Raw genomic sequence first — 25,828 nt, forward strand, 5'->3', positions numbered from 1 at the left:
TAGGAAGGCAAGGCTCAGTCGAGGTAGGCGCCGAGCATCCACACGGTCTTTTCCTGTTCGCGGATATAGTCACCGACCTGGGCGGCGGTGCCCTCGTCGTCGGCATCCGAGGCCAGCGACAGGATCTCGCGCTGCAGCTCGATCAGCGTCTGGTAGCCGGTGAGTACGCCGCGTACGCAGGTCGCCCCGTCGTGGACGTTCTTCTCTTCCTGGATGCTGGCGGTGGCCACGTAGTCGCTATAGGCGTGGATCGGCTGATGACCGAGGGTCAGGATGCGCTCGGCAACCTCGTCGATCTTGGTCAGCAGATCGGTATAGAACTCCTCGAACTTGGCGTGCAGTTCGAAGAATTCCCGCCCCTTGATGTTCCAGTGGTAGCCACGCACGTTCATGTAGAAGACCTGATAGTTGGCCAGCAGCGCGTTGAGCTTGTCGGCCAGCTGGCTGGCGCTGGCCTCGTGCAGACCAATGGCGTTGGTATCGGACATGCGGTGTCTCCTCTATCCCTGATGACGAATGCACACGAGTCTAGCGGACAGGGCGTGTGACGATGAGCGAATTGTTGCCATGGCCGTCATAGCGCCAGGCAATCAAGTGTCCGTACTATCTGATATGCCGTCGTAGCGGGTGTTTTTCAACCACGTGCGGCGGCATACAGCCGCACAGCCCCCTCGGCACGGTCGCTGAGCAACTCGGCGCAGCGCCCCAGCGCCTCGTCGAGATCCATCGGGCCATCGGCCAGCGCAAAGGCGGCGCTGATGCCTTCGTCATGGCAAGCTTGCCAGCCCTCGCCGAGGCGCCCGACCAGCGCCACGCAGGGTACGCCGCGGGCCGCGGCGCGCCGTGAAATCCCCACCGGCGTCTTGCCAGACAGACTCTGACCGTCGAGTTGACCCTCGCCGGTGATGACCAGGTCGGCCTGGGCCAGCAGCGTGTCGAAGCCGACCTGCTCCATAACCAGCTCGATACCGGGGCGCAGCTCGGCGCCGAGGAAGGCGCGGGCGGCGAAGCCCATGCCGCCGGCGGCGCCGGCACCGGGCAGGTCGCGATGGTCGTCGCCGAGTACCGCGGCGGCGCAGTCGGCGAAGTGCGCCAGTGCCGCATCCAGGGTCGCCACCTCGGCGTCGCTGGCACCTTTCTGCGGGCCGAAGATGGCGCTGGCACCACGCTCGCCGAGCAGCGGATTATCGACGTCCACGGCGGTCTCTACCCGGAGCTGAGAAAGGCGCAGATCGAGGCCGCTCAGGTCGAGCGAGTGCAAATTGGCCAGCGCCGCGCCGCCGGGCGCCAGCGGTGCGCCCTCGGCATCCAGCAGACGCGCGCCCAGCGCCTCCAGCATGCCGGCGCCGGCGTCGTTGGTGGCGCTGCCGCCGAGGGTCAGCAGCAGCGAGTTGGCGCCGGCATCCAGCGCTGCCAGGATCAGCTCGCCGACGCCGTGGGTGGTGCTGTGCAGCGCGCTGCGCTGGTCGCGGGGGATCTGCTGCAGGCCGCTGGCCTCGGCCAGCTCGATAAAGGCGCTGCGAGTCTCGGCGTGCCAGCCCCAGGCGGCTTGGCGTGGGCGTCCGAGGGCATCCTGAACGCTCAGCTCGCGGCGCTCGGCATGCGTGGCGTCGAGCAGGGCGTCCAGGGTACCTTCGCCGCCGTCGCCCATCGGGCAGCGAACCAGTGTGGCGTCGGGCGCGGCGCGCTGGATGCCACTGGCGATGGCATGTGCCGCGTCGCTGGCGGATAGCGCATCCTTGTAGCTATCGGGGGCGATAAGAATATGCATGGGCGACTCGCTAGCTGATGATGGAGAAGGAATACTGAGCTTATCCCATCTCGTTGGGGTCATAGCAACGTGGGGTTGACACTGCAAGGGCAGTGTTTTGACGTAGACTGCCCGCAGTGACGCGGAGGAGAGTCGATGCAACAGGGAAAATGGCGCTACGGATGGTGGCTGCCGCTGGTGCTGCTGGCGGGCTGCGCCACCGGCCCGGCGATGCTGCCGTCACAGACGGCCGAGGTGCCTGCGGAGTGCCGCTGGGCGCTGGGAACCGACGACCGGACAGCAGTGACGCGTGCGGCGGTGGATGTACTGGAGCGCGAGGGCTATCGCATCACCCATACCGAGGCCTCGCTGGGCGTGGTTAGCGGCGAGCGCAGTCGGGTGCTGCCGGGCTACGGCGCGCGCTACGATGATCGTCGGTCGCGCGGCAGCGGCGTCTTTGGCAGCATCGGTGGCGGCGTCGGCAGCGGTGGCAGCGTCTCGGTGGGCACCGGTATCGGCATCGGCATCGGCATTGGCGGTGGCCGTGCCGGCTACGGCGGCGGTTTCCCGGCCGACGCCACCCGCGTCGAGCGCGTCTCGGTGGTGGCACCCGGTGAGCAGGTGCTGGTGACGCAGGATAGCCGGGTGATCGATGCCGAGGGCGCGGTGCGCGAGTCGCGCAGTGGCGACGCCACCCTGTGCCGTGCCATCCAACAAGCCGTCACGGCTGGGCAGGAGGCACCATGAATCACTACCTGTGGCGGCGTTTGATGATTGTCTCGCTGCTGGTCTGGCTCGGCGGCTGTGCCGCGGCGCCAATGGCGCCGGAACCGCGCGCCTTCGTACTGCCAGTGGAGCGTCAGGCGGCACTGGCGGCGGGGATAGAACTGCTGGCCGAGCGCGGCTACGTGATTCGCCATTCTGATGCCGAACTGGGCCGAGCCGAGGCGGTATCGGCGGCCTGGCCGGGATATCGGCTGCGTCTCGAGGTGGAGGAGAGCCCCCACGGCGCCTTGATCTCGCTCAGCGGCCAGCGCGGCAATCAGCCGCTGGCCCCGGAGAGCCTGGACCCGCTGCTGGCGGAGTTGCAGGCGGCGCTGGGATTGGCACCATGAGCCTCAGCGTGATGGCAGCAAACTTTCAAGGCATGAGTGAGTAGTGAAACGCATGATAGCAACCGTTGGGTATTCCTGGTGGCGGCGACTGGCACTCGGCGTCGCGCTGACGCTGCTGCCGTGTCTGGTGTGGGCGCACCCCCATGGCTGGATCGACATGAGCATGCGCGTGATCCTCGATGATGACGGGCGCGTCGAGGCGCTTCACCAGCGCTGGCGGATGGATCCCTTCTACAGCCTGGTACTGCTCGAGGAGCTGGGCCGGGCCCAGGGTGAGGAGAGCCTCGAGGAGCGCCTCGACCTGCTGGGCATGGAGATTCGCGATACCCTCGCGCCACAGGGCTATTTCACCGAGCTGCGCCACGCCGACAACGCCGTGGCACTGGGCGATGTCCAGGAGTATACGGTGATGGAGCGCGATGGACGCGTCGAGTTCGTCTTCCTGCTGCCGCTGGAGGCGCCGCTGGCGCTGGATGGCGAACCCCTGGCCTACCGCGTCTACGACCCGACCTACTATATCGAGGTGCTCCACGAGGAGAACGGTGATGGGCCCAGTGACGAGGCGCTGGTAATGGCGGGGGCGGATACGCGCTGCAGCACGCGGATCATCCCGGCCGATCCCGATCCGGCGCGGGTCGCCCAGGCGGCGCGGCTGGATATCACCGACGAGGCCCCGGACGGTCTCGGTCGCTACTTCGCGGAAACCGGAGAGATCCAATGCGACGGATGACCGGTACGATGTGGCTTGGCGGCTTGTTCGGCATTGTGGCAATGGCAGGGATGATCTGGCTGTTTCAGGGCGGCGCCCAGACCATCAGCCTGCAGGTGGTGGCCTGGCAGCGCGACCTGCATCGTGCGCTCACGCTGGCGATCACCGAACTGTCCGGCGCGCCGTCGCCGGCGGCCTGGGCAACGCTGCTGGGTATCAGCTTCGGTTACGGGGTCTTCCATGCCGCAGGTCCCGGCCATGGCAAGGCGGTGTTGACCACCTATCTGCTTTCACAGGGGGGCGCGCTGCGCCGCGCCTTGGCGCTGTCGTGTGCCGCCTCAATGCTGCAGGCGCTGGTGGCGATCTCGCTGGTGGCGGTGCTGGTGCATGGACTGGGCTGGTTGACCCGCCAGGCGATGGGCTCGGTGGCCTGGGTCGAGCAGGCCAGCTTTGCCATGGTCACCCTGCTTGGCCTGTGGCTGTGCTGGCGCGCCGTGCGTCAGCTGCGGCGCGCGCCGGCGCCGGCCAGCGCTGGCGCCGCGGCAACCCGTCAACACGCAACGGGGGCCGACCTTCACCACCATCATGAGCACCACCACGATCACTGCGGTTGTGGCAGCGCGCACCACGTCGATCCCCGTCAGGCCGCCGACTGGCGGACAGCCTTGGCCACGGTGGTCGCGATCGGCATTCGCCCCTGCAGCGGCGGCGTGCTGCTGTTGGGGGCCGCATCGCTGCTGGGGCAGTTCTGGGTCGGCGTCAGCGCGGTGGTGGTGATGGCGGTGGGCACGGCGCTGGCGGTATCGGCGCTGGCGCTGGCCAGCGTCATGGCCCGCGGCTGGGCCGAGCGGCGTCTGGCCAGGCAGGCGAGCGGCAGCCGCGTACAACGCATGGTGGGCTGGGCGGCACTGGGCGGCGGGTTGACCATCGTGCTGCTCGGCGTATCGCTGTCGGTGGCCGGGGTCAGCTCGCCGAGCCGCGACCCGCTGCTGACACCCAGCGCCGAGCGCAGCGAACAGCAACAGAGCGATGATGCCCCCGCGCCGCGCCAAAGCCCGTTCGGCTAGGCTATGCACGAAAAGTCGGCGAGCGCAGGCAGTTCTCGTACATAGCCTAGGCGTCTTCGAAAGCCAAGCCCTCGGCCAGCGCCATCACCAGCTCGCGGCGCTCGGCCTGGCCGTCGAGGTCGTAGGGTTGCGCCTCGCCATGGCCCCATACCGGCGCCGGCCAGGCGGCATCGTCGTGGCACCGTACGATGACATGGACGTGCAGCTGCGAGACGACGTTGCCGAGGGTAGCGATATTCAGCTTGTCGCCGCCCAGCGCTGCCTTGAACGCCGCGCCCAGCTGTGTGGCCTCGCGCCACAGCTGAGCCTGGTCCGCGGCACTGAGGTCGCTGACCTCGCTGATACCCGCGCGACGCGGTACCAGGATCAGCCAGGCAAAGCGCGCATCGTTCATCAGCAGCACCCGCGACAGCGGCAGCTCGGTGATCGGGAAGGTATCGGCCTCAAGCCGCGGGTCGAGAGTCAGGTCGTGCATGACGCCTCCATGGACAAGGTTCAAGACGGGGCCTAAGTCGCCTTCGCGCTTGCCGCCGGCTATGCCATGATGTCTGCCCTAAGCGACGGCGACATCGGAATATCGCATGACTCTACAGGAAGGACTGGCGCTGGTCGCGATCGGCGGCGTGGCGGGCTTCATCAACGTACTGTCGGCGGGGGGCTCGATGCTGACCCTGCCGCTACTGATGTTTCTCGGACTCTCGCCGCAGGTGGCCAACGGCACCAACCGCGTGGCGATCGTGCTGCAGAGCGTGGCGGCGGTGGGTAGCTTCCTGCGCGCCGGTGCTTCACATATACGCCTGAGTCTGCTGCTGTCGCTGCCGGCGGTGGCGGGGTCTTTGATCGGCGCCTGGCTGGCGCTGACTGTCAGCGACGCGCTATTCGAGGCAGTACTGATCGCGGTGATGGCCGGCTCGGCGCTATTGATGCTGCTGCCCCAGCCGCGGCTCGAGACACGTCCGCTGACCCGTGAGCGGCTAACCCCGCTGATCTATCTGGCGATGTTCGGCATTGGACTCTACGGCGGCTTTATTCAGGTTGGCGTGGGTATCCTGTTTATCGTCGTGCTCTATCGGATGCTCAAGATCGACCTGGCCCAGGTCAATGTCTTTAAGGTGCTGATCATTCTGGTCTATACACTGCCGGCTCTGCTGCTATTCATGGCTTATGATCAGGTGCGCTGGGGCTACGGTCTGCTGCTGGCGTTGGGTAGCGTGGCCGGCGCCTGGGTCGGAGTGAAGGTCAATATGGGGCCACGCGGGGCAGCCTGGGTCAAGTGGCTGACGCTGGCGGTCATCGTGGCCATCCTGCTGCGACTGCTGCTGCGCTGAATAGACCCCACGCAGAGGCAAACAAGTGCTAGATTGATAGCAGTGCGGGCTTTTCCGCCGAACCATCCAAGGAATAAGGATATGACCATGAAGCGTCTATCAGCTGTTATCTTGCTGTCGCTGTTCACCCTGTCGCTGCTCAGCGGCTGTAACACCATGCGCGGTGCAGGCGAGGATATCGAGGCGGGTGGCGAGGCTATTCAGCGCTCGGCGGACTGAGATCGCCAATTATGCAAAGTCGGCGCATGGCTGTTAGGCTGATTGAGACCATTGCCTCATGGAAGGAATGGAAGACACGGATCTCAATTCCGCTGTTTGCTAAGCACCAGTGTTAAGGAGAACACAGATGAAAAAAGCGATTGCTCTCAGTTTTGCCCTACTCATGACCGCCGGCGCCCTGGCAGGCTGTAACACCATGGACGGCGCTGGACAAGACGTCGAACGCGGTGGTGAAGCAGTGCAGGATGCAGCCAACTAAGCGTTCTGCCCACACAGATATGTACTATCGGGCGGGCCTTCAGGGCTCGCCCGTTTTGCGTCAGGCCCTATCGATGACGATGATCAGGACAAGGAGTCACCATGTTACCCCTTCCACGTTACCTGTCGGCACTGGCCACGAGCCTTGCCCTGGCAGCATGTACCACTGCGGGGCCATCCAGTGTCCCGCGTGATCCGGCACCGGAGCCGCCCAGCGTGACCCAGCGCGGCGATACTTGCGGCGCGCGCTCGGTGCAGGATCGCGTCGGCCGTGATTTCGACGAGATGCTGCGCAGTGCCATCGAGGAGGAGAGCGGTGCGGCCGTCGTGCGCGTGCTGCGCCCGGGCGACGCGGCGACCATGGATCATCGCCCCGACCGCCTCAATATCCGTCTCGACGATGACGATCGTATCGAGCAGATCACCTGCGGCTAGATCAACGCAGGATCAGGATCACGCAGGCGGCGGTCATGGCGCCCATGGCCAGATTGAATAGCCGCCAGGCGCGGGGTGTCTTGAGAATACGTCCGATGGCGGTGCCGAAGCCGGCCCACAGCGCGATGCACGGCAGCGCCACCAGCTCGGCGAAGGCGGCCAGCAGCAGCGCATTGACCAGGTGGTCGCCGCCCGGGGGCAGGAAGCCGGCCATCAGCGCCAGGCCCATCACCCAGGCCTTGGGGTTGGCGAACTGGAAGGCCGCGGCCTGCCAGAAGGTCAGCGGGCGGCCCTCGCCGCGAAGCCGCAGGTCCGGCGGCGGGGCGCTGGCGATCTTCCACGCCAGGTAGAGCAGGTAGGCGCTGCCCACCAGGCGCAGCGACGTCTGCACCAGCGGGTAGCGCTCGAACAGTAGTCCCAGCCCCAGCGCGATGCCGGCAAACAGCGCAAAGCAGCCGCCGAGAATGCCGAGTATATGGGGCATGGTGCGCCAGAAGCCGTAGTTGGCGCCTGAGGCGGTAAGCATCACATTGTTGGGACCCGGCGTCAGGGTCATCGACATCATGTAGAGCGCCGCCGGACCGAGAAAGGCCACTCCTTCCAGCATAATTGTATCCATTCAATTTTAATATATTCACTTGATTGTGCCGCTTTTTCCAGCATAAACTGAGCAATCATCACGTCAATGGATTTATTGTCACCATGACAATTTGGGTGCCGCCACTCTCCCCCCAGGGCCCGCGCTACCGGGCGCTCAGTGAGGCCATTGCTGCTGCCATCGAACGCGGCGAACTCGTTCCCGGTGATCGACTGCCACCGCAGCGTCGCCTGGCCGATGCGCTGGGGGTCACCGTGGGCACCGTGACCCGCGGCTATGCCGAGGCCGAACGCCAGGGCTGGCTGCAGGCGCGGGTTGGCAGCGGGACCTATGTGTGTGGCAGCGCCGCCGCGGCGGCCTTTCCCATCCCGGGTGCCGAGGGGAGTGAGGGGCTGATCGATCTCAGCCTCAGCCTGCCGCCGCCGCATCCGCTGCGCGCCGAAGCGCTGGGGCGCGCGCTCAACGCCATCGCGCGGCAGCCGCGGCTGCTGCAGGCGGCGGTGGAGTATCAGGCCGCCGACGGGCTGCTCGATCAGCGTCATCAACTGGCGGAGTGGTTGGCCAGCCTGGGCATGCGGCTGCCCGCCGAAGAGCTGCTGATCACCCAGGGCGGGCAGCACGGCATCAGTCTGGTACTGCAGACGTTGTTGCGCCCCGGCGAGCGTCTGGCGGCGGATGCGCTGACCTATCCGGGGCTGATCGGCGCCGCTCAGCAGTCGCACCTCAAGGTCGACGGCATCGTCATGGACGACCAGGGCATGGACGTGGAGGCGCTGGCGCGGCTCTGCGCGCGACAGCCGCCGCGGCTGGTCTACGTTACGCCCGATCAGAACAACCCCACCGGCATCGCTCTCGATGAGACGCGCCGGCGGCGGCTGGTGGCGCTGGCCCGCGAATACGATATCTGGCTGCTCGAGGATGGCGTGCAGTATCTGCCGGCGGAAGCCCGGGGCACACCGCTCTACCAGCTGGCACCGGAACGCACGCTGTTCGTGTTCAGCACCGCCAAGGTGCTGGCCGGCGGCTTGCGGATCGGTATCCTGCGCGCGCCGGAACGCCTGCGCGAGCGGCTGGCGGCGGGCCTGCGGGCCCAGAGCTGGATGGTGCCGCCGCTGATGATCGCGGCGGTCTGTCAGTGGCTGGCCAGCGGCGACGCCGAGACGCTGCTGGCGTGGCAGTGCGAGGAGCTGGTGGCACGCCAGGCGCTGGCGCGACAGCGCCTGGCCGGCTTCGAGATCAGCGGGCAGCCACTGGGAGCCAATCTATGGCTGACGCTGCCCTATGGCATGCGCAGCGCCGCCCTGATCGACGCCCTGGAAAGGCGTGGCGTGCGGGTCACCAGCGCCGAGCCATTCTGCGTCGGTAGCGCCTCGGCGCCCCAGGCGATCCGCCTCTGCCTGAGTGCGGCGGCTTCTCGTGAAACCCTCGATCAGGCACTGCAGATTCTGCTCGAGATGCTCGATGCGCCGCCGCTGGCACCGGCCACGTTATAACCAACACCTAGTCGTAGCGGTCCTTCCAGCGCTGCCTCTGCACCTGCTCCTTGAGCACCTCTAGCATATCCACCAGCACTTTCTCGGTCACTGCATCGCTGTGGCTGTCGACCTTGAGCCAGGCATCCAGGCCGCTGTCGGCGACCCGCTCCAGCAGATGCTCGAACTCCGGTGAGCGCAGCCCGTTGGCGGCCTCTTCGACCAGACGGCAGGCGATATCGCTCAGGGTATCGTCCAGCGCTGCGCTTAGCTGGCGGCCCATCGGCAGCCGGCGCAGTCGCTGGATCTCGGGACTGTTCTCCAGCGTGCGCCCGACCAGCGCACTGACGTAACGCATCAGATCACCGCGGTTGCGCTGGTAGGCGCTGCCCGCCATGTCTTCCAGACGCCGGGTAATCTCGTGGATCAGGGCCTGCTTGCGCGGCATCACCACCTCCTCGATCACTCGTCCCGACAGCGAATCGCTGGCCTGCACCTGCTGCTGAATATTGCCCAGCAGGCGTAGGGCGATGCGGTCGGAGAGCTCCTCGAGCAGGATGTCGTAGTACTTGGCGAAGAAGGCGTAGAGCCGCCACTGGCGTACGTCGATCAGCCCCAGCCGGTGCAGGCGCTGCAGCAGCGAGATCACCCGCAGCACGCGCAGCAGCCGGAAGCCCCCCACCGGGATGCAACCGAGCACGTCGTACCAGTGCACGAAGGGGTAGAAGAACCAGCGGTGGTAGCGGCGCTCGATGATGGCCACCGCCCAGCCGAGCAGCACATCGACGACGAACACCGCCACGAACATCAGGTCGATGGCGATAAAATTGGCGTGGATGCGCTGATCGTAGGCCTGGTGGAGTCCCGGCGCAATGCGTTCAAAGCCGGCATTCAGCGGGTCGAGCAGGAACAGCGCATCGACCAGCAGCAGGCTGAGGTTGGCCACCACCAGGACGATGATCAGCAGGTCCCACACCAGGTGCAGCCGCTCCAGGGCGGGACTCAAGGCATGTCGGGTGGTCATGGCGTCTCCTTCGCCGTGGCTGGCGCGGCTCAGTCCGGCGTATCGCCTGCGCGCGGCTGGGTCGCGTAGTGATGAGCGTGGGTACGCCGGGCTTCCTCCTCGGCCTGCTTGCGCAGCTTCTTGCGCAGCGCGGCCTTGTCGAAGCGCAGTTTCTGCAGCGGTGTCTCGAGCCTGAGCGGCGGTACCAGGGCCGGGGTACCGTCCTCGTCCACCGCGACCATGGTCAGATAGCAGCTGTTGGTGTGGCGGATCACCTTGTCGCGGATATTCTCGGCCACCACCTTGATGCCGATTTCCATCGACGAGCGTCCGACGTGGTTGACCATGGCCAGGAAAGTGACCAGCTCGCCGACGTGGATCGGCTGCTTGAACAGCACCTGGTCCACCGAGAGGGTCACCACATAGCTGCCCGAGTAGCGGCTGGCACAGGCGTAGGCCACCTCGTCGAGCTTCTTGAGAATCGCCCCGCCGTGCACCTTGCCGCTGAAATTGGCCATGTCCGGGGTCATCAGCACGGTCATGGAGAGTTCATGCTGGCCGGAAAGCGCGTGTTCGTCCATCAATAGTGTCCTTGCGAGGGTGGCTTACAGCATAACGCCTAGCTATGGCCTCACTGTAGGTTGATCATCAAGAAATCAACAGCGTTGAGAAGGAGATAGCGCTGCGACTGAAGACAAGAGGGATGGCCAGGACGTGGCTGGAGTGAAGTGGTTTTTTTTGGAACGTATATTGAATAGGCACACCCCTCTTAATCTATAGAGAAGCAAGATGGTCAATCTTCGTCAAATTGAAGCATTTCGGGCGGTCATAGAGCACAAGACGGTGACGCGTGCGGCACAGACGCTGCATGTTTCGCAGCCTGCTGTCAGCCGCCTAATTGCCGACCTTGAGTATCATGTTGGTTTCGCGCTCTTTAAACGCGTGAAGGGACGCTTGGTGCCGACCCCAGAGGCGCGGGCACTCTACGAGGATGTCGAGCGGGCCTTCGTGGGACTCAATAAAATCACCGAAACCGCAAGAGAAATTCGTGAGTTTCGTACCGGGCGCCTGTTTATTAGCTGCATGCCAGCACTGGCATTGAGCATGCTGCCAGGCATGGTTCATGACTTCTCCGCGCGGCATCCAGGCATCACCATCTCGCTTCAGGCACACAGTTCTCAGCGGGTCCTGGAGTGGGTAGGTACTCAGCAGTGCGATCTGGGCTTCATCGGTATGCACATCGACGATCCGTCAGTCACCATTCTACCCCTGGCAACAGGCTATCTTCGACTGATGATGCTGCCCTCACACCCCTTGGCGAGGAAGCGGGTGGTAGATATTCAGGACTTGGAGGATCAACCATTCGTTTCCTTGGGCCAGCAACAGGATGTCAGGCCCATCATCGATCAAGCCTTTCAAGCGGCGGGTGTCAAACGACGCATGCGCATAGAGACGCAGCTGTCCGGCGTAGCGTGCGAGTTGGTGAAAGCTGGGGCCGGTGTATCGCTGATCGATCCAGTCGCGGCAAGTTTCTACTGCGAGCAAGGGTTGGTATCGAAACCTTTTCTCCCTGCGATCGAGTTTCACTACAGCGCGGTCCTTCCTGCCTATCGACCTCCTGCACGCCTGGCAATGGAATTCCTGGAGGGAATCCAGAGACAGATAGGGCAGGTCATCGATGCACAAGACGCTCCTTCCCATAATATTAATGAATAGGCTGTCCAACAAAAGGCATTAGTCTGCATGGCTATGGGGTGCTAGCTTCAGAGGCGTGGTGTTGATATCGCAGCGCAGCAATCGCAATGAGGCTATAGCGCTGTGGGTATTGACGGGCCTCTACAACAACAAACGTAAGGACCTCAAGCATGAATAGACGGGTACTACTCACTGCATCCATGACTGGCGTGATGGGACTATCATCAGCATTGGTACAGGCAGATACCCTGTACATCGGTGCTTATGGCGGCTCTTCGGAATACGCAATGAAGGAATCAATCATTCCGGCCTTCCAAGAGAAGCATGATGTCGATGTTGTGTACGTTGCAGGTAATTCCACCGACACACTGGCGCGACTTCAAGCCCAGGCGGGACAGCAGGAACTGAACGTCGTACTGCTCGATGATGGACCCATGTATCAGGCAGTCAATCTTGGGTTTTGTGCACCAATGAATGGTCTGGCGGCGCTGGACGATGTCTATGATATCGCTCGCTTTCCGAATGATGACGCCGTAGGCGTTGGCGTGGTGGCATCTGGTTTTGCCTACAATGCTGAAATGTTCGAGCGAAATGGATGGGATGCCCCCTCATCGTGGCGTGATCTGGCCGACGAAAAGTTCCAGGGTAAAATTGTTGTTCCATCGGTCAGCAATACCTATGGGCTGCATACCTTGGTGATGGCGGCCAGGCTAAACGGGGGAGGAGAGAACGATATAGACCCAGGCTTCGAATATATTCAGGAGTCAGTCGTTCCGAATATCCTCAGCTTCGAAACGTCTGCCGGTGGAATGTCACAGCTTTTCCAGAATGAGGAAATTGCACTCTCGGTTTGGGGAAGCGGTCGTGTCCAGGCATTGGCAGATACTGGATTTCCGGTTGAATTTTCCTATCCAGAAGAGGGCGCCGTTGCCTTGATGGTGGCAGGGTGTGTTGTTGATGGAAGTGCTGAAGATGAGCTCTCCAGAGCCTTCATGGAACATCTTCTTTCTCCCGAGATTCAGGCACTCCTAGCCGACACTCAAGGTTGGGGACCCTCAAACCGATATACTGAGCTTGATGATGAACTGGCGGAGAGCTTGCCCTACGGTGAGCGAATCGATCAGCTGACCTCAGTGGACTGGGACACCATTAATCCACAGCGCATGGAATGGACAAACCGCTGGAATCGTCGCGTCGAGCGTTGATCCACGGCAAACCATCAATTCCATGACCGGTGACCCCTGCCTGGCGGCTATTGGCAGGCAGGGGAGTTGGGAGAGTCCTACCATGAGCTATCTGAGCCTGACGTCATTGACAAAATGCTATGGGCCCACCACTGCTGCTGAAGATATTTCACTGGAGATCGAGAAGGGTGAGTTCGTCTCACTTCTTGGGCCCTCCGGCTGCGGCAAGACGACCACCCTCCAGATGATCGCCGGGTTCGTAGAGCCGACCCGGGGGCGCATCCTCATGGACGGTGAAGATATCACTCACCGCAAGCCGAATGAGCGAGGTATCGGGATCGTTTTCCAATCCTATGCCCTTTTCCCGCACATGACAGTGGTCGATAACGTGCGTTTTGGGCTGGAGATGCGGCGTGTCGCTGCAGCTGAAAGTCGGCAGCGTGTTAAGGAGGTGCTGGAGCTTGTCCATCTCGAACAACTCAAGGACCGCTATCCAAGGGAGCTCTCCGGCGGACAGCGTCAACGGGTGGCACTTGCGCGTGCCCTGGTGATTCAGCCACCGCTTCTACTACTCGATGAGCCGCTGTCCAATCTTGATGCCAAGCTTCGCGAGGACATGCAGATCGAGCTGCGCAATATTCAACAGCAGGTCGGTACAACGACACTCATGGTCACCCATGACCAGTCCGAAGCCCTTTCTCTCAGTGACCGTGTCGTGGTCATGAACCAAGGGCGTGTGGTGCAGGTCGATGAACCTTTCAATGCCTATGAACGACCCAGTGACGCCTTCGTCAGCTCATTCGTCGGCAAGACTAACCTTCTTACTGGTCTGATCGGGAAGAGGCAGGGCGACCAGACTGCCATACGCTTAGGTGATGCGACGCTCGAGCTCACGCTAGAAGGGCCTCGTACCAGCAACCAGGTACAGATCTCGATTCGCCCGGAGAAGCTCGAGTTGACTGACTGTGCGAGCGGCAAGCTCAAAGGCAGGGTGAAGACCCGGTTGTTCCTTGGTAACCACTGGCTCTATCAGGTCGATAGCAGTGCCGGTGAGTTGTTCATCACCCAGCCCAACCTGGGGAAACGCGGTGTCGCGGTAGGGGATGACGTGGGTGTCAGTTGGTCTCCTGGTGCCATTCGGCTACTCGAGGAGAAGGTCCATGGCTGAACTTGCATCAACGCTGCCGGCGACAACACCACGGTTCCTACCAACGTCGCTGATTCCATGGCTATTGAGTGCGCCTGGGGCGATATTTTTCCTGATGCTGCTAGGCATGCCGTTATTGATGACCTTGGTGCTCAGTTTCAATAGTTTTGATTATGCTGACGGTATTATTGCTACTTTCAGCGCTGCGAATTATATGGAGGTCATTAAGGACGACTACTTCCACGAAATATTTTTTCGAACCTATGCCATTAGCATCGCCGTAGTAGTGCTGTGCATAGCCATTGGCGTGCCAGAAGCGTATATCCTCTCAAGAATGCGCAGCCCATGGAGGTCACTGTTTCTTGTCGTCACCTTGACGCCACTGCTTATCTCAGTGGTCGTGCGTACCCTGGGTTGGGTGCTGCTCATCGGGGGAAATGGTTTGCTGGGCAAAACCCTGGAAGCCTTGGGTATTGCCAACGCCAGTGCGGGCAACCTTATGTATACTCATACCGGCATTATTCTGGCACTGGTTCATGTATTAGTTCCCTTCATGGTGATCTCGGTATGGGCTGCTCTGCAGAAGCTCGACCCTTCTGTGGAGCATGCGGCCTTGTCGCTCGGCGCAAGTCACTCCACGGTCTTTCGTCGCGTCGTAGTGCCGCAAATCATGCCCGGCATACTCTCCGGAAGTTTGATTGTCTTTGCCCTGGCTGCCAGTGCATTTGCGACGCCGGCGATCCTAGGCGGCCGAAGGATAAAAGTCGCTGCCACCGCCGCTTATGACGAATACCTTAATACCATGAACTGGCCCCTTGGTGCTGCCATTGCCGTAATTCTACTGATTGCCAATGTGATCGTGGTGATGAGCTACAACCGCATGATGGAACGGCGCTTCCGCCGGACATTGGGCTAGAAGGAGAAACTCATATGCAGAATAATGGAAAATTAGCCCTCTGTTTTCACACTCTTTTCGTGATCTTCCTGATGGCACCGCTTGTGGTTGTCATGCTAGTCGCTTTCACCCCAAACGGTTATATCTCTTATCCCACCAGTGGCTTCTCGCTCAGGTGGTTCCGGGCGATTCTCGAGAACCGCAGCTTTATACAGGCATTCTGGAATAGCCTCTATCTTGGCATCGGCGCCGCCAGCGTATCAGCTGTACTCGCTGTGCCTGCTGCCTTGGCCATTGCGCGTTACCAGTTCCGGGGACGGGAGGCACTGGTGAGCTTGTTCCTTTCTCCGCTGATGATTCCGCATGTGGTATTGGGTGTTGCTTTCCTTAGCTTTTTCTCGCGGATCGGCGTCTATGGCAGCTTCTACGCCTTGGTTGCAGCCCATGTGATCATCATCATGCCCTATACCATGCGCTTGGTAATGGCGTCGGTATTCGGCATGGATCGTCGCGTCGAACAGGCGGCGCTGTCACTGGGAGCCAGCCAATGGACGGTCTTCAGGCGTGTCACCATGCCGATTATCTTGCCCGGTATTGCGGGCGGCTGGATTCTCGCTTTCACCACTAGCTTCGATGAGCTGTCGATGACGATTTTCGTTGCGTCACCCAGCACCACGACGCTCCCTGTCCAGATGTACAACCATATCGCTCACACCATCGACCCGCTGATCACTTCTGTGTCTACCGTGCTGATCGTGTTGACGGCCCTGCTGGTTTTCGTACTGGACCGCATCTATGGACTCGACAACGTCCTGATTGGCAAGGGGTGAGGAGATCATATGAAAACTTATGATTTTGCCATCGTCGGGGGTGGTCTAGTGGGCAGTGCGATTGCCTATGGCCTGGCCAAGGCCGGCCACCGAGTCTCTCTGCTCGATGAAGGCGATGTTGCATACCGTGCTTCACGCGGCAACTTTGGACTGGTCTGGGTCCAGGGAAAGGGGCTCGAAATCCCATGCTATTCACATTGGAGCATGAGCTCTGCATCGCTGTGGCCAAGTCTCACGGATGAGCTCCTGGAGCTCACTGGGGTGGCGACACAGCACCAAGCCCCGGGAGGCGTGCACCTCTGCTACAGCCGCAAGGAAATGGAGCTTCGTCAGGCTGATCTGGCATCGCTGGTCAAGGCAACCGGCGGGCAGTTCGATTTCACCATGCTCGATCACCAACAGCTACGCGAGATGATTCCGGAAATCGGCGAGAGCGTCACGGGGGCCTCATGGTCGCGGTGGGACGGACATGCAAACCCGCTTTATCTGTTGCGCGCACTGCATGCCGGCTTTCTTCGCTGTGGCGGCACCTTCCTTCCTGGCAGCAGGGTTCACAGAGTGCATCAGAGCGGCGGCAGCTTCGTGATCGAGCGTGATGAGGAACGAGTTCATGCGGCGCGGGTGGTGCTCGCTGCCGGTCTCGGTAACCGCCGCCTAGCCACTCAGGTGGGGCTGCATGCGCCCTTGATACCCAATCGAGGCGAGATCCTGGTCACGGAGCGTATGCGCCCCCTGTTGAACCTGCCGACCACCTATCTGCGCCAGACCGGAGAGGGATCGATCCTGATGGGGGATTCCCATGAAGACGTCGGTTTCGATGAAGGTACCGAAACCCCTGTGCTGTCGAGTATCGCCCAGCGTGCCGTGCGTGCGCTGCCAGCGCTGGCCAATACGCGTGTAGTGCGTACCTGGGGCGCACTGCGCGTGATGACGCCGGATGGCTATCCACTCTATCAGGCCTCCCTTACTCACCCTGGCGCATTCGTGGCCTGCTGCCATAGCGGTGTGACCCTGGCGGCCGCCCATGCCAAGCGTCTTGCCCCCTGGATCGCCGGTGACACCTTGCCCAGCGAAATAGCGCCTTTCACCGCGGAGAGATTCGATGTTCAAACGGTTACCCCTGCCTGATACATCTGCACAGAAGAGTGTGATGGTGTACTTCGATGGCCAGCAGGTCACCGCTCGGGATGGCGACACCATTGCGGCGGCGCTGCTGGCGGCTGGTGTTGAGGCATGCCGCACCACGCCGGTGAGCGGAGCCCCCAGGGGGCCCTATTGCATGATGGGGGTCTGCTTCGAGTGCTTGGTCGAGGTGGACGGCGTTCCCAATGTCCAAGGCTGCCAAATTCTTGTGAAGGATGGCATGCAGATTCGTTCGCAACACGGTGCAAGGAGACTCGGCTGATGACGACGCATGACCTGGTGATACTGGGTAGCGGGCCAGCCGGTATGGCCGCTGCCGCCACTGCCGTGACTCATGGCATCAAGCCGGTGGTGGTGGATGAGCAACCGGCACCTGGTGGTCAGATCTATCGCTCCATTGAGTCGACCCCTGTCAAGGAACGACGCATTCTTGGTGAAGACTACTGGCAGGGCAAGGCGCTGATAGATGGATTGGGTGATCCGCGCATCGACTATCGTCCTGGCACCACCCTGTGGCAGCTCACCCGGCGGCTCGAGGTCGGACTCCTCCGGGGTGAGCAAGCGTCGATGATACGAGCCCGGCATGTCATTCTCGCTCATGGTGCCATGGAGCGGCCCTTTCCGATTCCGGGCTGGACCCTGCCAGGGGTCATGACTGCCGGAAGTGGTCAGATCCTGCTCAAGAGTGCGGGCTTGGCACCCTCGGCACCGGTGGTCCTTGCCGGCTGTGGGCCACTTTTGTTACTGCTGGCCGTGCAATATCTGCGCGCCGGGATTCCCATTGCCGCTCTGCTCGATACCACGTCGACGGGGCATTACCGAGACGCACTACGGTTACTGCCCGGTGCGCTGCGCAGTGCGGGGACCCTGTTCAAGGGCGTAGGGCTGTTGGCTGAACTGCGCCGTGCAGGCGTCAGGCACGTGCGGCATGTGACGGCGCTGGAAGCCCAAGGCGATGAGCGACTGGAGCGCATCCGCTGGCAATGCGGCGACGGTGCAGAGTGGCACTACCTGAGCACACCGCTGCTGTTACTGCATCAGGGGGTCGTGCCCAACACCCAGGTCACACGGGCCCTCGACTGCACCCATGACTGGGACGAGCGGCAGCTCGCTTGGCATCCGAGAACAGACCCCTGGTTGGCGACAGATGTTGAGGGGGTGGCGGTCGCTGGCGATGCCGGCGGTATCGTGGGAGCCAAGGCCTCGGCGATACAGGGGCGGCTAGCAGGTCTGGGAGCCGCCATGGCGCTTGGGCGCGCGGGGGAAGAGCAAACCCGCAAGGAAGTTAAACGGCTGCGTCGAGACTTGGCACGAGAAACGGCCATTCGTCCCTTCCTGGATGTTCTCTACCGGCCGGCAGCGCATTGGCGGCTGCCTGAGGACGATACGCTGGTGTGTCGCTGCGAGGAGGTGACCGCCGGTGAATTGCGCCGCATGGCCGATCAAGGGTGCCGTGGCCCTAACCAGACAAAGTCCTTTACCCGCTGTGGGATGGGGCCCTGCCAAGGACGCATGTGTGGCCTGACGGTGAGCGAGCTGCTGGCCGATGCCAACGGGCAAAGCGTGGCCGAGACCGGCTACTACCGCCTTCGCCCCCCCTTCAAACCCATTACTCTGGGGCAGCTGGCAACGGCCGCTGAGGATGCCTCGAGATGAGCGCCCGGGTCGTCATCGTCGGTGCGGGCTTGCATGGCTGTAGTGCCGCCGTCCATCTCAGCGCCCAGGGCCATCGGGTCACGGTGATCGACAAGGCGTATGCCGGTCGGCACGCCTCGGGCGTTAACGCCGGCGGTGTACGGCGGCTAGGCAGGCATCCCGCGGAGATCCCTCTGGCAATGGCGGCTTGGGAGCGTTGGCAACGCATGGCAGAGGTGGTCGGCGACGACTGTGGTTTCCGCCCGGTGGGGCAGATCAAGGTCGCCGAGAGTGACGCCGACCTGGAGGCGCTGACTGGGCGTGAACGGCAGGTTCGTTCCCTTGGGTTCGACCACGAGTATCTCATCACTCGCGACGAGCTATGTAAGCGCGTTCCGGCCCTCTCTCCCCACTGCCCTGGCGGGCTCGCCTGCGACGGAGATGGTTATGCCAACCCCTATCGGACGGTGACAGCGTGGCGGCGCCAGGCGCAGCGGCAGGGTGTGAGCTTCCACGAGGGTGTCACTGTCACCGGTCTGGAGGCCCATGGCAGCGGCTGGCAAGTTCAGGCAGGGCGTCATCGTTTCAGCGCCGACATCCTCATCAACTGCGCGGGTGCTTGGGCCGGCACGCTATGCCAGTGGCTGGGCGAGCCGGTACCTCTTGTCGCAGAGGCGCCAATGCTGATGATTACCGAGCGACTGAAGCCATTTCTCGGACCGGTCATTGGCGCGACATCCAGGCCACTCTCCTTCAAGCAGTTTGAAAACGGCACGGTGCTGATCGGTGGTGGCGTGCGGGGAGAAGTCGACTCGCGACGCCAGGTCGCCGAGACCTGTCTGGGGGGGCTGGCGGAGAATGCCGACACCGTGGTGAGTCTATTCCCCTTTATGCATGAGGCACGCATTGTCCGAACCTGGGCCGGAATAGAAGCCGTCATGCCGGATCAGATCCCCGTATTGAGTCGGAGCAGTACCTCCGCGAGCGTTATTCACGCCTTTGGCTTCTCGGCTCACGGCTTTCAACTGAGCCCCATCTCAGGGGAGATCGTCGCTGACCTAGCGATGGAACGAGAGCCGGCTTATCCCATCAAGCCATTTTCCATCACGCGCTTTCAGGGCCATCGCTCGTCCGGCTGATGCACTGATTGGCTACATGACCCAACTTGCTCTCCTTTCGGCATGCCGAAAAGAGTGACACTACGCCTATAGACAGGCAATCAAAGGAGTTGATCAGATGATAGAACGCACTATTCGTACCCCCATCATGCACCGTGCCGTTGAGGCCCATGGTTTCGTATTCTTTGGTGGCATCATTGCGGATGATCTTAGCTTGGATATGGCCGGCCAGACTCGGCAAGTATTGGACAAGCTGGAGAGCTACCTAGGCGAAGCGGGAACCAACAAGGAGCGCATCGTGTCGGCGACGGCTTACGTGGCCGACCTGAATCTCAAGAAGGGCATGAATGATGTCTGGACGCAGTGGTTCGATCCACAGCATCTGCCTGCCAGGGCGACCTTAGGGGTCGCGGACCTGGGCGACAACGTGCTGCTGGAGTTGGTGGCCACCGCCGCCAAGTAGTGTCTCGGTGACCCCTTTGCGTTAACCCATCACCTCATTCAGTGAGGTGATGGGAGTGTACGCAAAGATCGGTCGAAACCAGCAGACTCCAGGGCAGTAAGCGCCCGAATGGTATTAGAACCAGGTCAGCCCCACCGCGATGATCGCACCGGTGATGAACAGCTGGATCAGGCAGAAGCCCATGATGTCCTTGGCCTTGAGCCCGGCGATGGCCAGCACCGGCAGGGCCCAGAACGGCTGCAGCAGGTTGGTCCAGGCATCGCCCCAGGCCACCGCCATGGCGACCCGCGAGACATCGACGCCCAGCGCTTCGGCGGCGGGCAGCATTACCGGGGCCTGTACCGCCCACTGGCCGCCGCCCGACGGCACGAACAGGTTGACGATGCCGGCGCTGATGAATGACCAGAACGGCAGCGAGGCCTCGGTGGCGAACGATACCAGCCCCTCGGACATGCTCTGGGCCAGCCCCGACTCGACCATGATCGCCATGATCCCGGCGTAGAAGGGGAACTGGATGACGATGCCGGCGCCGCCCTTGATCGCCTCGTGCAGGCAGTCGAGCAGTCGCCGCGGTGTACGGTGCAGAACGATCGCCAGGAACAGAAACAGGAAGTTGACGATATTGAGGTTGAGGCTGCCGCCGCGTAGCAGGAAGTGATCGGCGAGGAAGAGCAGTCCGGGGATACCGACCAGCCAGGCCAGCGCCTGGCTGTTCTCGAGGCGCTCGGCGGGGCGCGTGATGCGACTGCGCGCTGGCGGCGTATCGTCTAGCTGGGCAGGGTCGATATAGACGCTGTCCTTGTCGTCGGGCAGCATCATGCGGTTGACCAGCGGCACGGCCACGAACAGGCAGGCCACGATCGCCAGGTTGAAGAAGGCGAAGATGGTGCTGCCGGTGCCGACCACGCCGATCTGCTCGACGCTGAAGTGGCCGTCGGTGGCGATGGTCAGCGGGATCGAGCCGGCCAGGCCGCCGTGCCAGACCACGAACCCTGAGTAGGCGCTGGCGATCAGCAATCGATAGTCGACGCGAATCTGGCGTGCCAGCTCCTTGGCGAACAGCGCACCGACCACCAGCCCGAAGCCCCAATTGATCCAGCTGGCCGCCAGAGACACCACGGTCACCAGCAGGATGGCACCCCCGGCGCTAGTGGCCTTGCCGGCCAGCCGTTCGAGCAGCCGCTTGACCGGTGGTGAGCTGGCCAGCATGAAGCCGGTCACCAGTACCAGCAGCATCTGCATCGAGAATGCCAGCAGCCCCCAGAAGCCATCACCCCAGAAGCGCATCACCGCCAGCGGCGTCTGGCGTTCCACGGCGATGGCAGCGGTGGCGGCAATCAGGGTCAGCAAGAGGACGAAAATATACGGATCGGGCAGGTAACGCTCTACCAGCCTCACGGCTGGGCGTGACAGGAACTTGAGCATGGCACGGTCGCTTTTATTAGTTTGGGTAGATCCAAGTTAGCGCACTCAGCCTGACTTGGCCGCTCAGGCTGGGTCAACGCTGGCCCGCCAACGCTTCTGCCGGTAGCTGAGGTAGTAGCCGGTGAGCGTCGCCGAGCGCACCAGGGTGAAGACGGTAAAAGCCAGCCACAGGCCGTGGTTGCCGAGGCCCTGTGTCAACCACCATAGCGGCAGATAGGCCGCCAGGGCGATAAAGATGCTGTTGCGCATGGCGCGGGTCTCGGTGGCGCCGATAAAGACCCCATCGAGGAGGTAGCTCCACACCGCCAGCAGCGGCATGACGATCATCCAGGGCAGGTAGAGCGCGGCGGTGGCGCGTACCTCGGGGAGGTCGGTAAGCAGTGCGATCAGCGCCTGACCGCCGAGCAGGAAGGCCAGTGAAGCGCCTCCGGCGGCGATCAGTGAGAAGCGCGTGGCGGCTCGCACCGACGCGCCGAACTCGTCCCAGCGGCGACGCCCCACCGAGCGGCCCACCAGCGCTTCGGCAGCGTGGGCGAAACCGTCCAGGGCGTAGGAGGTCAGCATGATGAACTGCAGCAGCACGGCGTTGGCGGCCAGCACGGTGTCGCCCTGGCTGGCGCCCTGGGCGGTGAAGAAGGCCATGGCGAACAGCAACCCGAGGGTACGGATGAACAGGTGGCTATTGACCTGAAACAGCTCGCTGTAGGCGCCAAGCTTGAGCAGGCGCTGGCGCAGGAAACGGCCCTCGAGCAGCTTGAGCTGACGCATCACCAGCCAGCCGCCGAAGGCCAGCGCGGTGTAGTCGGCGATCACCGTGGCCCAGGCCACGCCGTCGCTGGTCATGCCCAGGCCGACCACGAACAGCAGGTCGAGCACGATGTTGACGCTGTTGGTCAGCACCAGGATGGCCAGCGTCACCCGCGCGTTCTGCTGGCCGAGGAACCAGCCGAGGATGGCGTAGTTGGCGAGCACCGCCGGCGCCGACAGGATGCGGATCTGGGCGTATTCCCGGGCCAGCTCGGTGGCCACTTCGCTGCCGTCGAGCAGCCACAGGCCGAGATCGATCAGCGGCGTCGAGAGCACGATCAGCGCCACGCCGATGCCGCCGGCCATCAGCAGCGACTGGCCGAGCAGGTTGCGCACCTCGCTGTCGTTTTCGCGGCCCGCCGCCTGGGAGGTCAGGCCGGTGGTGCCCATGCGCAGAAAGCCAAAACCCCAGTAGAGAAAGCTGAACAGGGTCGCGCCGAGGGTGACCGCGGCCAGGTAGCGCGAGTCGGGCAGGTGGCCGACCACGGCGGTATCCACCAGACCGAGCAGCGGCACCGTAATGTTGGAGAGGATGATCGGCCAGGCCAGCAGCCAGATGCGGCGGTCGGGGCTGGTCGTGGAAGCGGCGCTCATCGGCGTCCTTGCGGCGGTAGGCTCAGGCGGCGGTTATGCGCTGATACTTCTTCATCAGATCGTCGCGGCTCTCTTCGCGCTGGGGGTCGAGGGGAATGCAGTCCACCGGACACACCTGCTGGCACTGGGGCTCGTCGAAATGACCGACGCACTCGGTGCACAGGCCGGGATCGATGACGTAGATCTCCTCTCCCTGCGAAATGGCGCCGTTGGGGCATTCGGGTTCGCAGACGTCGCAGTTGATGCACTCATCGGTGATCATCAGGGCCATGGGGCTACCTCGGGATTGCCTGAGCGTAAGTCTTAGTACGTTACTCAGGTATTGTAATGCCTGTCGAGCGCCTCGACGACCATAGGGTGCACATGCTGGGAAACATCGCCTCCCAGCCGAGCGATCTCGCGCACGATGGTAGAGGAGATATAGGAGTTCTCCACCGCCGGGGTGAGGAAGACGCTCTCCACCCCGGGAGACTGGGCGCGATTCATGTTGGCCAGCTGCAGCTCGTACTCGAAGTCTGACACCGCGCGCAGGCCACGCAGGATGATCCGTGCGCCCTGCTGCTCGAGCAGCTCGGTGAGCAGGCAGGCGAAGCCGGTGACCTCGACGTTGGGCAGCGGCTTGACCACCTCACGGGCCAGCGCCACGCGGACGTCGAGGTCGAAGGCGGGGCGCTTGCCGGGGCTCGCTGCCACTGCGATCACCACCTTGTCGAACATCTTGGCGGCACGTTCGATCAGATCGTAGTGGCCGTTGGTGATGGGGTCGAAAGTGCCGGGGTAAACCACGATATTCATGCCAGCGCTGCTTCCCTAGTAGTTGTATGGATGACGCCGCCAGTGAAACGCTGCTCAGTCGTCGAGTGACCCGTAGGGGTTGGCGACGTTCAGCGACACCGGCCGCGCATAGCCGGGAATCTCGATCTGTGCAGCGCTGATGGTCAGCTCGGGCCCCTCCAGCACGCCTTCGCCGAAGCGGTAAAGCGCCTGGAAATGCCCGCGGTCGGCGACGCGCTCGTAGGTGGCGCTGATCGCCAGGGTGGCCTCGCGGCGGGTGCGCCAGGCCTCCACGGCGGCGGCGCCGTGGCGCTGGACCAGCAGGCGCTCGGTCACCGCCGGCGACAGCACCAGGCCGGTGGCGTTGTTGCCGCCGAAGCCCTTGGCATTGATGAAGCAGGCGTCGGCCTCGAAGGCCTGGGCGTCGCGGGAGAAGCGCAGCCGCTTGGCGTGGACATCGTCTGCCACCGCATCCAGGGTGGGGATGCCCGGTAGCCAGCCATGGGCAAAGCTGCCCAGGGCGCTGGCCAGCTGATCGCCAGCGGCGCTGCCCTGGGAGTGGCCGACGAAGGCCTTGACGGCCACCACTGGCCAGTCGTCGATGCCATTGGCCGCCGCGATGCGGTCGAAGACATGGGATTCGGTCACTCGGTTCTTGGGGGTGCTGGTGCCGTGGGCGTGCAGAAAGCTGCGCTCGCGCACCGCCTGGGGACCGAGTATGGCGTTGGCCAGCGCCACGGCCTTGCCCAGGGTCATGTAGTTACCAATACCCGGCGCCGAGATCGAGCGCTTCCAACCGTCGGCATTGACGAACACCCCGGGTACCGCGCCGAGAATCTGGGCGCCGACCTCCAGCGCCAGGGCGTCGTCCATCAGCAGCACGAACTGGCTGGCCTCGGCGATGGTGAAACCGCAGTTGCGGGCAAACGGCCGGCAGGCGCGCTGATAGTCGGCATCGGTGAGCAGCGCCAGGGCGTCGAGCGCCTTGAGGCTCTCGTCGTCGGCCAGCGCGCCCATGGCGCGGAAGCCCTCGATGATCTCGGGGGTGATCGGCGCATCGGCGGTACCTACCATCACCACGCGACGGCGGCCGCTGGCGATGTCATCGACGCCCAGGCGCAGGTTGTAGAGGAAACTCGCGCAGGCCCCCTGCACCGAGCCGGTAGCGCCAACGCTGCCCAGTACATAGGCGTTGAGAAAGTCGGCCGGCATCTGGCCGTAGCCCAGCGGCATCTGCTTGGAGGTGGCGCGGTTGCCGGAGACGAAGCTCTTGAGCAGCCCGCCCCAGCCCGGGTCGTCGAGCTGACCGATGGAGTTGCCGGCATACACCGCGATGTCGTCGGGATCGAGGCGGTCCTGCAGCGATTGCCAGTAGAGGCCGCTCTGACCGAGGCAGTCGGAGGCGCCGAAGATGCTCATCGACAGCCCGCGTGGGTGGTGCACGCTGCGGTAGAAGCGATTCGGTTCGAAGCCGCTGGGCAGTTGGCCGGCGGCACGCACCTGGGCCGGGCGCCGCTCGGGCAGCATCACGTCCAGGGTGCCGGCGGGCACGCTGACCTCCAACTGGTGGCGGTCGATCTCGCGGACCTGCCAGGTCTCGGGGAGGGTGTCGGGCAGCTGGCGGCGGCGCACGCGGAAGGTCATCGGCGCGTCGATGGCCAATTGAGCCTGACGATTGGCGGGAATGCCGTCTTCGTTGAAGCGCGGATCCTCGATGCGCCGGATCAGGGTGTGATCAAGGACCCGCTGGCGATAGCGCTCGACCAGCGCCGCGGCGTCCAGTGGTTCACCGCTGGCATCCTGCCAGGTGTCGTCCTCGCTGGGCTGGGCCAGGCGCATCATGGCGGCCAAGCCCAGCAGCGTCTGTTCCTGGTCATCCTTGTGCAGGGCAGCAAGCACCGTGCGACGGTAGGCCTGATGGCCCGAGGTTCTGCCGGCGGCGTTGACCCCGCCCATGCCGACAATCACCGGTAACTGTGACAAGCCGCGTTCCTCGTTGTGCTGTTGGTGTCTACGAGTCGTTTTTTCGAATGCCACGATGATAGCACCGGGTTCGGCGTGGCGTCATGCAGCCCCCGTGAGCGTTAGTCGGTCGGCGGTAAAACAAATGTTTGAAATTGACGCGATGCAGCGCTAGGATGAAACGGCTGTTTGAGTCATACGA

Annotated in this window: 30 protein-coding genes; 19 read left to right on the forward strand and 11 right to left on the reverse strand. The window is 63.1% G+C overall.

The features are described from left to right. Positions 1 to 14: 14 nt before the first annotated feature. Entirely contained in the window at positions 15 to 488 is a 474-nt protein-coding gene (locus tag IEI94_RS06655; RefSeq protein ID WP_191166520.1) for a Dps family protein, read from the reverse strand. Positions 489 to 634: 146 nt separating this feature from the next. Beyond that, the gene (locus IEI94_RS06660; protein ID WP_191166521.1) at positions 635 to 1,771 is read right to left on the reverse strand and encodes a glycerate kinase; all 1,137 of its coding nucleotides are present in this window, start codon (positions 1,769 to 1,771) and stop codon (positions 635 to 637) included. Between the two features lie 135 nt (positions 1,772 to 1,906). Here IEI94_RS06660 and IEI94_RS06665 point away from each other — a divergent pair, with 135 nt between their 5' ends. The 4 genes from IEI94_RS06665 to IEI94_RS06680 are packed head-to-tail and all read left to right on the forward strand — an operon-like array spanning position 1,907 to position 4,641. Further along, complete coding sequence (locus tag IEI94_RS06665) at positions 1,907 to 2,497, forward strand: hypothetical protein (protein WP_191166522.1); 591 nt, start codon at positions 1,907 to 1,909, stop codon at positions 2,495 to 2,497. Continuing rightward, on the forward strand, positions 2,494 to 2,865 hold the full coding sequence (locus tag IEI94_RS06670; RefSeq protein WP_191166523.1) for a hypothetical protein: 372 nt from the start codon (positions 2,494 to 2,496) through the stop codon (positions 2,863 to 2,865). Before IEI94_RS06665 ends, IEI94_RS06670 begins: the two co-directional genes overlap by 4 nt. 52 nt (positions 2,866 to 2,917) lie before the next feature. Then, positions 2,918 to 3,595, forward strand: coding sequence for a DUF1007 family protein (locus tag IEI94_RS06675; RefSeq protein ID WP_191166524.1), 678 nt, complete (start codon positions 2,918 to 2,920; stop codon positions 3,593 to 3,595). Beyond that, on the forward strand, positions 3,583 to 4,641 hold the full coding sequence (locus IEI94_RS06680; RefSeq protein ID WP_412030901.1) for a nickel/cobalt transporter: 1,059 nt from the start codon (positions 3,583 to 3,585) through the stop codon (positions 4,639 to 4,641). Before IEI94_RS06675 ends, IEI94_RS06680 begins: the two co-directional genes overlap by 13 nt. A gap of 46 nt (positions 4,642 to 4,687) precedes the next feature. Here the strand turns inward: IEI94_RS06680 and IEI94_RS06685 are convergent, their stop codons facing one another. After that, positions 4,688 to 5,116 (reverse strand): HIT domain-containing protein, encoded by a 429-nt coding sequence (locus IEI94_RS06685; RefSeq protein ID WP_191166525.1) that lies wholly within the window; start codon positions 5,114 to 5,116, stop codon positions 4,688 to 4,690. 106 nt (positions 5,117 to 5,222) lie between these two features. Here IEI94_RS06685 and IEI94_RS06690 point away from each other — a divergent pair, with 106 nt between their 5' ends. The 4 genes from IEI94_RS06690 (at position 5,223) to IEI94_RS06705 (ending at position 6,881) form a co-directional block, all read left to right on the forward strand. Then, positions 5,223 to 5,969: a sulfite exporter TauE/SafE family protein gene (locus IEI94_RS06690; RefSeq protein WP_191166526.1), complete on the forward strand. Its 747-nt coding sequence runs from the start codon at positions 5,223 to 5,225 to the stop codon at positions 5,967 to 5,969. 87 nt (positions 5,970 to 6,056) lie between these two features. After that, positions 6,057 to 6,188 carry an entericidin A/B family lipoprotein gene (locus IEI94_RS06695; protein WP_191166527.1) on the forward strand — a complete coding sequence of 44 codons (132 nt, stop codon included), beginning with the start codon at positions 6,057 to 6,059 and terminating at the stop codon, positions 6,186 to 6,188. 127 nt (positions 6,189 to 6,315) lie between these two features. After that, entirely contained in the window at positions 6,316 to 6,447 is a 132-nt protein-coding gene (locus IEI94_RS06700; protein ID WP_191166528.1) for an entericidin A/B family lipoprotein, read from the forward strand. 101 nt (positions 6,448 to 6,548) lie between these two features. Next, positions 6,549 to 6,881, forward strand: a complete 333-nt coding sequence (locus tag IEI94_RS06705) for an I78 family peptidase inhibitor (RefSeq protein WP_191166529.1) — start codon at positions 6,549 to 6,551, stop codon at positions 6,879 to 6,881. A gap of 1 nt (position 6,882) precedes the next feature. On the opposite strand, the gene IEI94_RS06710 is transcribed toward IEI94_RS06705, so the two are convergent. After that, complete coding sequence (locus tag IEI94_RS06710; RefSeq protein ID WP_191166530.1) at positions 6,883 to 7,488, reverse strand: LysE family translocator; 606 nt, start codon at positions 7,486 to 7,488, stop codon at positions 6,883 to 6,885. A 95-nt stretch (positions 7,489 to 7,583) separates the two neighbouring features. Here IEI94_RS06710 and IEI94_RS06715 point away from each other — a divergent pair, with 95 nt between their 5' ends. Beyond that, the gene (locus IEI94_RS06715; protein WP_191166531.1) at positions 7,584 to 8,972 is read left to right on the forward strand and encodes a PLP-dependent aminotransferase family protein; all 1,389 of its coding nucleotides are present in this window, start codon (positions 7,584 to 7,586) and stop codon (positions 8,970 to 8,972) included. 7 nt (positions 8,973 to 8,979) lie between these two features. On the opposite strand, the gene IEI94_RS06720 is transcribed toward IEI94_RS06715, so the two are convergent. Together IEI94_RS06720 and IEI94_RS06725 are read right to left on the reverse strand one after the other, a co-directional pair. Next, positions 8,980 to 9,975 carry an ion transporter gene (locus IEI94_RS06720; protein WP_191166532.1) on the reverse strand — a complete coding sequence of 332 codons (996 nt, stop codon included), beginning with the start codon at positions 9,973 to 9,975 and terminating at the stop codon, positions 8,980 to 8,982. A gap of 29 nt (positions 9,976 to 10,004) precedes the next feature. Beyond that, positions 10,005 to 10,535: an acyl-CoA thioesterase gene (locus tag IEI94_RS06725; RefSeq protein WP_191166533.1), complete on the reverse strand. Its 531-nt coding sequence runs from the start codon at positions 10,533 to 10,535 to the stop codon at positions 10,005 to 10,007. 208 nt (positions 10,536 to 10,743) lie between these two features. Between IEI94_RS06725 and IEI94_RS06730 the strand changes: the two genes are divergently transcribed. From IEI94_RS06730 to IEI94_RS06775, 10 genes are all read left to right on the forward strand, one after another. Further along, positions 10,744 to 11,670, forward strand: coding sequence for a LysR substrate-binding domain-containing protein (locus tag IEI94_RS06730; RefSeq protein WP_191166534.1), 927 nt, complete (start codon positions 10,744 to 10,746; stop codon positions 11,668 to 11,670). A 149-nt stretch (positions 11,671 to 11,819) separates the two neighbouring features. Further along, positions 11,820 to 12,854 carry an ABC transporter substrate-binding protein gene (locus tag IEI94_RS06735; protein ID WP_191166535.1) on the forward strand — a complete coding sequence of 345 codons (1,035 nt, stop codon included), beginning with the start codon at positions 11,820 to 11,822 and terminating at the stop codon, positions 12,852 to 12,854. Positions 12,855 to 12,936: 82 nt separating this feature from the next. Beyond that, positions 12,937 to 14,001, forward strand: coding sequence for an ABC transporter ATP-binding protein (locus IEI94_RS06740; protein ID WP_191166536.1), 1,065 nt, complete (start codon positions 12,937 to 12,939; stop codon positions 13,999 to 14,001). After that, positions 13,994 to 14,896, forward strand: coding sequence for an ABC transporter permease (locus tag IEI94_RS06745; protein WP_191166537.1), 903 nt, complete (start codon positions 13,994 to 13,996; stop codon positions 14,894 to 14,896). Before IEI94_RS06740 ends, IEI94_RS06745 begins: the two co-directional genes overlap by 8 nt. Before the next feature lie 14 nt (positions 14,897 to 14,910). Further along, positions 14,911 to 15,705 (forward strand): ABC transporter permease, encoded by a 795-nt coding sequence (locus IEI94_RS06750; RefSeq protein ID WP_191166538.1) that lies wholly within the window; start codon positions 14,911 to 14,913, stop codon positions 15,703 to 15,705. Between the two features lie 9 nt (positions 15,706 to 15,714). Continuing rightward, complete coding sequence (locus IEI94_RS06755) at positions 15,715 to 16,833, forward strand: NAD(P)/FAD-dependent oxidoreductase (protein WP_191166539.1); 1,119 nt, start codon at positions 15,715 to 15,717, stop codon at positions 16,831 to 16,833. After that, positions 16,808 to 17,110, forward strand: coding sequence for a (2Fe-2S)-binding protein (locus tag IEI94_RS06760; protein ID WP_191166540.1), 303 nt, complete (start codon positions 16,808 to 16,810; stop codon positions 17,108 to 17,110). The genes IEI94_RS06755 and IEI94_RS06760 overlap by 26 nt, the downstream gene beginning before the upstream one ends. After that, complete coding sequence (locus tag IEI94_RS06765; protein WP_191166541.1) at positions 17,110 to 18,504, forward strand: NAD(P)/FAD-dependent oxidoreductase; 1,395 nt, start codon at positions 17,110 to 17,112, stop codon at positions 18,502 to 18,504. Before IEI94_RS06760 ends, IEI94_RS06765 begins: the two co-directional genes overlap by 1 nt. Continuing rightward, complete coding sequence (locus tag IEI94_RS06770) at positions 18,501 to 19,622, forward strand: NAD(P)/FAD-dependent oxidoreductase (RefSeq protein ID WP_191166542.1); 1,122 nt, start codon at positions 18,501 to 18,503, stop codon at positions 19,620 to 19,622. Before IEI94_RS06765 ends, IEI94_RS06770 begins: the two co-directional genes overlap by 4 nt. Before the next feature lie 97 nt (positions 19,623 to 19,719). Then, positions 19,720 to 20,064, forward strand: a complete 345-nt coding sequence (locus IEI94_RS06775) for a RidA family protein (protein ID WP_191166543.1) — start codon at positions 19,720 to 19,722, stop codon at positions 20,062 to 20,064. 114 nt (positions 20,065 to 20,178) lie between these two features. Here IEI94_RS06775 and IEI94_RS06780 read toward each other — a convergent pair whose 3' ends face one another. From IEI94_RS06780 to IEI94_RS06800, 5 genes are all read right to left on the reverse strand, one after another. Continuing rightward, positions 20,179 to 21,489, reverse strand: coding sequence for a short-chain fatty acid transporter (locus tag IEI94_RS06780; protein ID WP_191166544.1), 1,311 nt, complete (start codon positions 21,487 to 21,489; stop codon positions 20,179 to 20,181). Positions 21,490 to 21,552: 63 nt separating this feature from the next. Beyond that, a complete protein-coding gene (locus IEI94_RS06785; protein WP_191166545.1) occupies positions 21,553 to 22,890 on the reverse strand; it encodes an MATE family efflux transporter in 1,338 nt (445 codons plus the stop codon). A 22-nt stretch (positions 22,891 to 22,912) separates the two neighbouring features. Beyond that, positions 22,913 to 23,161: a YfhL family 4Fe-4S dicluster ferredoxin gene (locus IEI94_RS06790; RefSeq protein ID WP_191166546.1), complete on the reverse strand. Its 249-nt coding sequence runs from the start codon at positions 23,159 to 23,161 to the stop codon at positions 22,913 to 22,915. A 44-nt stretch (positions 23,162 to 23,205) separates the two neighbouring features. Then, the gene (coaD, locus tag IEI94_RS06795; RefSeq protein WP_191166547.1) at positions 23,206 to 23,685 is read right to left on the reverse strand and encodes a pantetheine-phosphate adenylyltransferase; all 480 of its coding nucleotides are present in this window, start codon (positions 23,683 to 23,685) and stop codon (positions 23,206 to 23,208) included. Positions 23,686 to 23,739: 54 nt separating this feature from the next. After that, positions 23,740 to 25,620, reverse strand: a complete 1,881-nt coding sequence (locus tag IEI94_RS06800) for a beta-ketoacyl synthase (protein WP_191166603.1) — start codon at positions 25,618 to 25,620, stop codon at positions 23,740 to 23,742. Positions 25,621 to 25,828: the final 208 nt, after the last annotated feature.

It is taken from the genome of Halomonas sp. ML-15, assembly GCF_014779595.1.
Lineage (GTDB): Bacteria > Pseudomonadota > Gammaproteobacteria > Pseudomonadales > Halomonadaceae > Franzmannia.

What these genes read in the sequence shown, in the direction of transcription:
- IEI94_RS06655 (WP_191166520.1), bottom strand. Translation starts at nt 488, where the DNA reads ATGTCCGATACCAACGCCATTGGTCTGCACGAGGCCAGCGCCAGCCAG.
- IEI94_RS06660 (WP_191166521.1), bottom strand. Translation starts at nt 1,771, where the DNA reads ATGCATATTCTTATCGCCCCCGATAGCTACAAGGATGCGCTATCCGCC.
- IEI94_RS06665 (WP_191166522.1), top strand. Translation starts at nt 1,907, where the DNA reads ATGCAACAGGGAAAATGGCGCTACGGATGGTGGCTGCCGCTGGTGCTG.
- IEI94_RS06670 (WP_191166523.1), top strand. Translation starts at nt 2,494, where the DNA reads ATGAATCACTACCTGTGGCGGCGTTTGATGATTGTCTCGCTGCTGGTC.
- IEI94_RS06675 (WP_191166524.1), top strand. Translation starts at nt 2,918, where the DNA reads ATGATAGCAACCGTTGGGTATTCCTGGTGGCGGCGACTGGCACTCGGC.
- IEI94_RS06680 (WP_412030901.1), top strand. Translation starts at nt 3,583, where the DNA reads ATGCGACGGATGACCGGTACGATGTGGCTTGGCGGCTTGTTCGGCATT.
- IEI94_RS06685 (WP_191166525.1), bottom strand. Translation starts at nt 5,116, where the DNA reads ATGCACGACCTGACTCTCGACCCGCGGCTTGAGGCCGATACCTTCCCG.
- IEI94_RS06690 (WP_191166526.1), top strand. Translation starts at nt 5,223, where the DNA reads ATGACTCTACAGGAAGGACTGGCGCTGGTCGCGATCGGCGGCGTGGCG.
- IEI94_RS06695 (WP_191166527.1), top strand. Translation starts at nt 6,057, where the DNA reads ATGAAGCGTCTATCAGCTGTTATCTTGCTGTCGCTGTTCACCCTGTCG.
- IEI94_RS06700 (WP_191166528.1), top strand. Translation starts at nt 6,316, where the DNA reads ATGAAAAAAGCGATTGCTCTCAGTTTTGCCCTACTCATGACCGCCGGC.
- IEI94_RS06705 (WP_191166529.1), top strand. Translation starts at nt 6,549, where the DNA reads ATGTTACCCCTTCCACGTTACCTGTCGGCACTGGCCACGAGCCTTGCC.
- IEI94_RS06710 (WP_191166530.1), bottom strand. Translation starts at nt 7,488, where the DNA reads ATGCTGGAAGGAGTGGCCTTTCTCGGTCCGGCGGCGCTCTACATGATG.
- IEI94_RS06715 (WP_191166531.1), top strand. Translation starts at nt 7,584, where the DNA reads ATGACAATTTGGGTGCCGCCACTCTCCCCCCAGGGCCCGCGCTACCGG.
- IEI94_RS06720 (WP_191166532.1), bottom strand. Translation starts at nt 9,975, where the DNA reads ATGACCACCCGACATGCCTTGAGTCCCGCCCTGGAGCGGCTGCACCTG.
- IEI94_RS06725 (WP_191166533.1), bottom strand. Translation starts at nt 10,535, where the DNA reads ATGGACGAACACGCGCTTTCCGGCCAGCATGAACTCTCCATGACCGTG.
- IEI94_RS06730 (WP_191166534.1), top strand. Translation starts at nt 10,744, where the DNA reads ATGGTCAATCTTCGTCAAATTGAAGCATTTCGGGCGGTCATAGAGCAC.
- IEI94_RS06735 (WP_191166535.1), top strand. Translation starts at nt 11,820, where the DNA reads ATGAATAGACGGGTACTACTCACTGCATCCATGACTGGCGTGATGGGA.
- IEI94_RS06740 (WP_191166536.1), top strand. Translation starts at nt 12,937, where the DNA reads ATGAGCTATCTGAGCCTGACGTCATTGACAAAATGCTATGGGCCCACC.
- IEI94_RS06745 (WP_191166537.1), top strand. Translation starts at nt 13,994, where the DNA reads ATGGCTGAACTTGCATCAACGCTGCCGGCGACAACACCACGGTTCCTA.
- IEI94_RS06750 (WP_191166538.1), top strand. Translation starts at nt 14,911, where the DNA reads ATGCAGAATAATGGAAAATTAGCCCTCTGTTTTCACACTCTTTTCGTG.
- IEI94_RS06755 (WP_191166539.1), top strand. Translation starts at nt 15,715, where the DNA reads ATGAAAACTTATGATTTTGCCATCGTCGGGGGTGGTCTAGTGGGCAGT.
- IEI94_RS06760 (WP_191166540.1), top strand. Translation starts at nt 16,808, where the DNA reads ATGTTCAAACGGTTACCCCTGCCTGATACATCTGCACAGAAGAGTGTG.
- IEI94_RS06765 (WP_191166541.1), top strand. Translation starts at nt 17,110, where the DNA reads ATGACGACGCATGACCTGGTGATACTGGGTAGCGGGCCAGCCGGTATG.
- IEI94_RS06770 (WP_191166542.1), top strand. Translation starts at nt 18,501, where the DNA reads ATGAGCGCCCGGGTCGTCATCGTCGGTGCGGGCTTGCATGGCTGTAGT.
- IEI94_RS06775 (WP_191166543.1), top strand. Translation starts at nt 19,720, where the DNA reads ATGATAGAACGCACTATTCGTACCCCCATCATGCACCGTGCCGTTGAG.
- IEI94_RS06780 (WP_191166544.1), bottom strand. Translation starts at nt 21,489, where the DNA reads ATGCTCAAGTTCCTGTCACGCCCAGCCGTGAGGCTGGTAGAGCGTTAC.
- IEI94_RS06785 (WP_191166545.1), bottom strand. Translation starts at nt 22,890, where the DNA reads ATGAGCGCCGCTTCCACGACCAGCCCCGACCGCCGCATCTGGCTGCTG.
- IEI94_RS06790 (WP_191166546.1), bottom strand. Translation starts at nt 23,161, where the DNA reads ATGGCCCTGATGATCACCGATGAGTGCATCAACTGCGACGTCTGCGAA.
- coaD (WP_191166547.1), bottom strand. Translation starts at nt 23,685, where the DNA reads ATGAATATCGTGGTTTACCCCGGCACTTTCGACCCCATCACCAACGGC.
- IEI94_RS06800 (WP_191166603.1), bottom strand. Translation starts at nt 25,620, where the DNA reads ATGGGCGGGGTCAACGCCGCCGGCAGAACCTCGGGCCATCAGGCCTAC.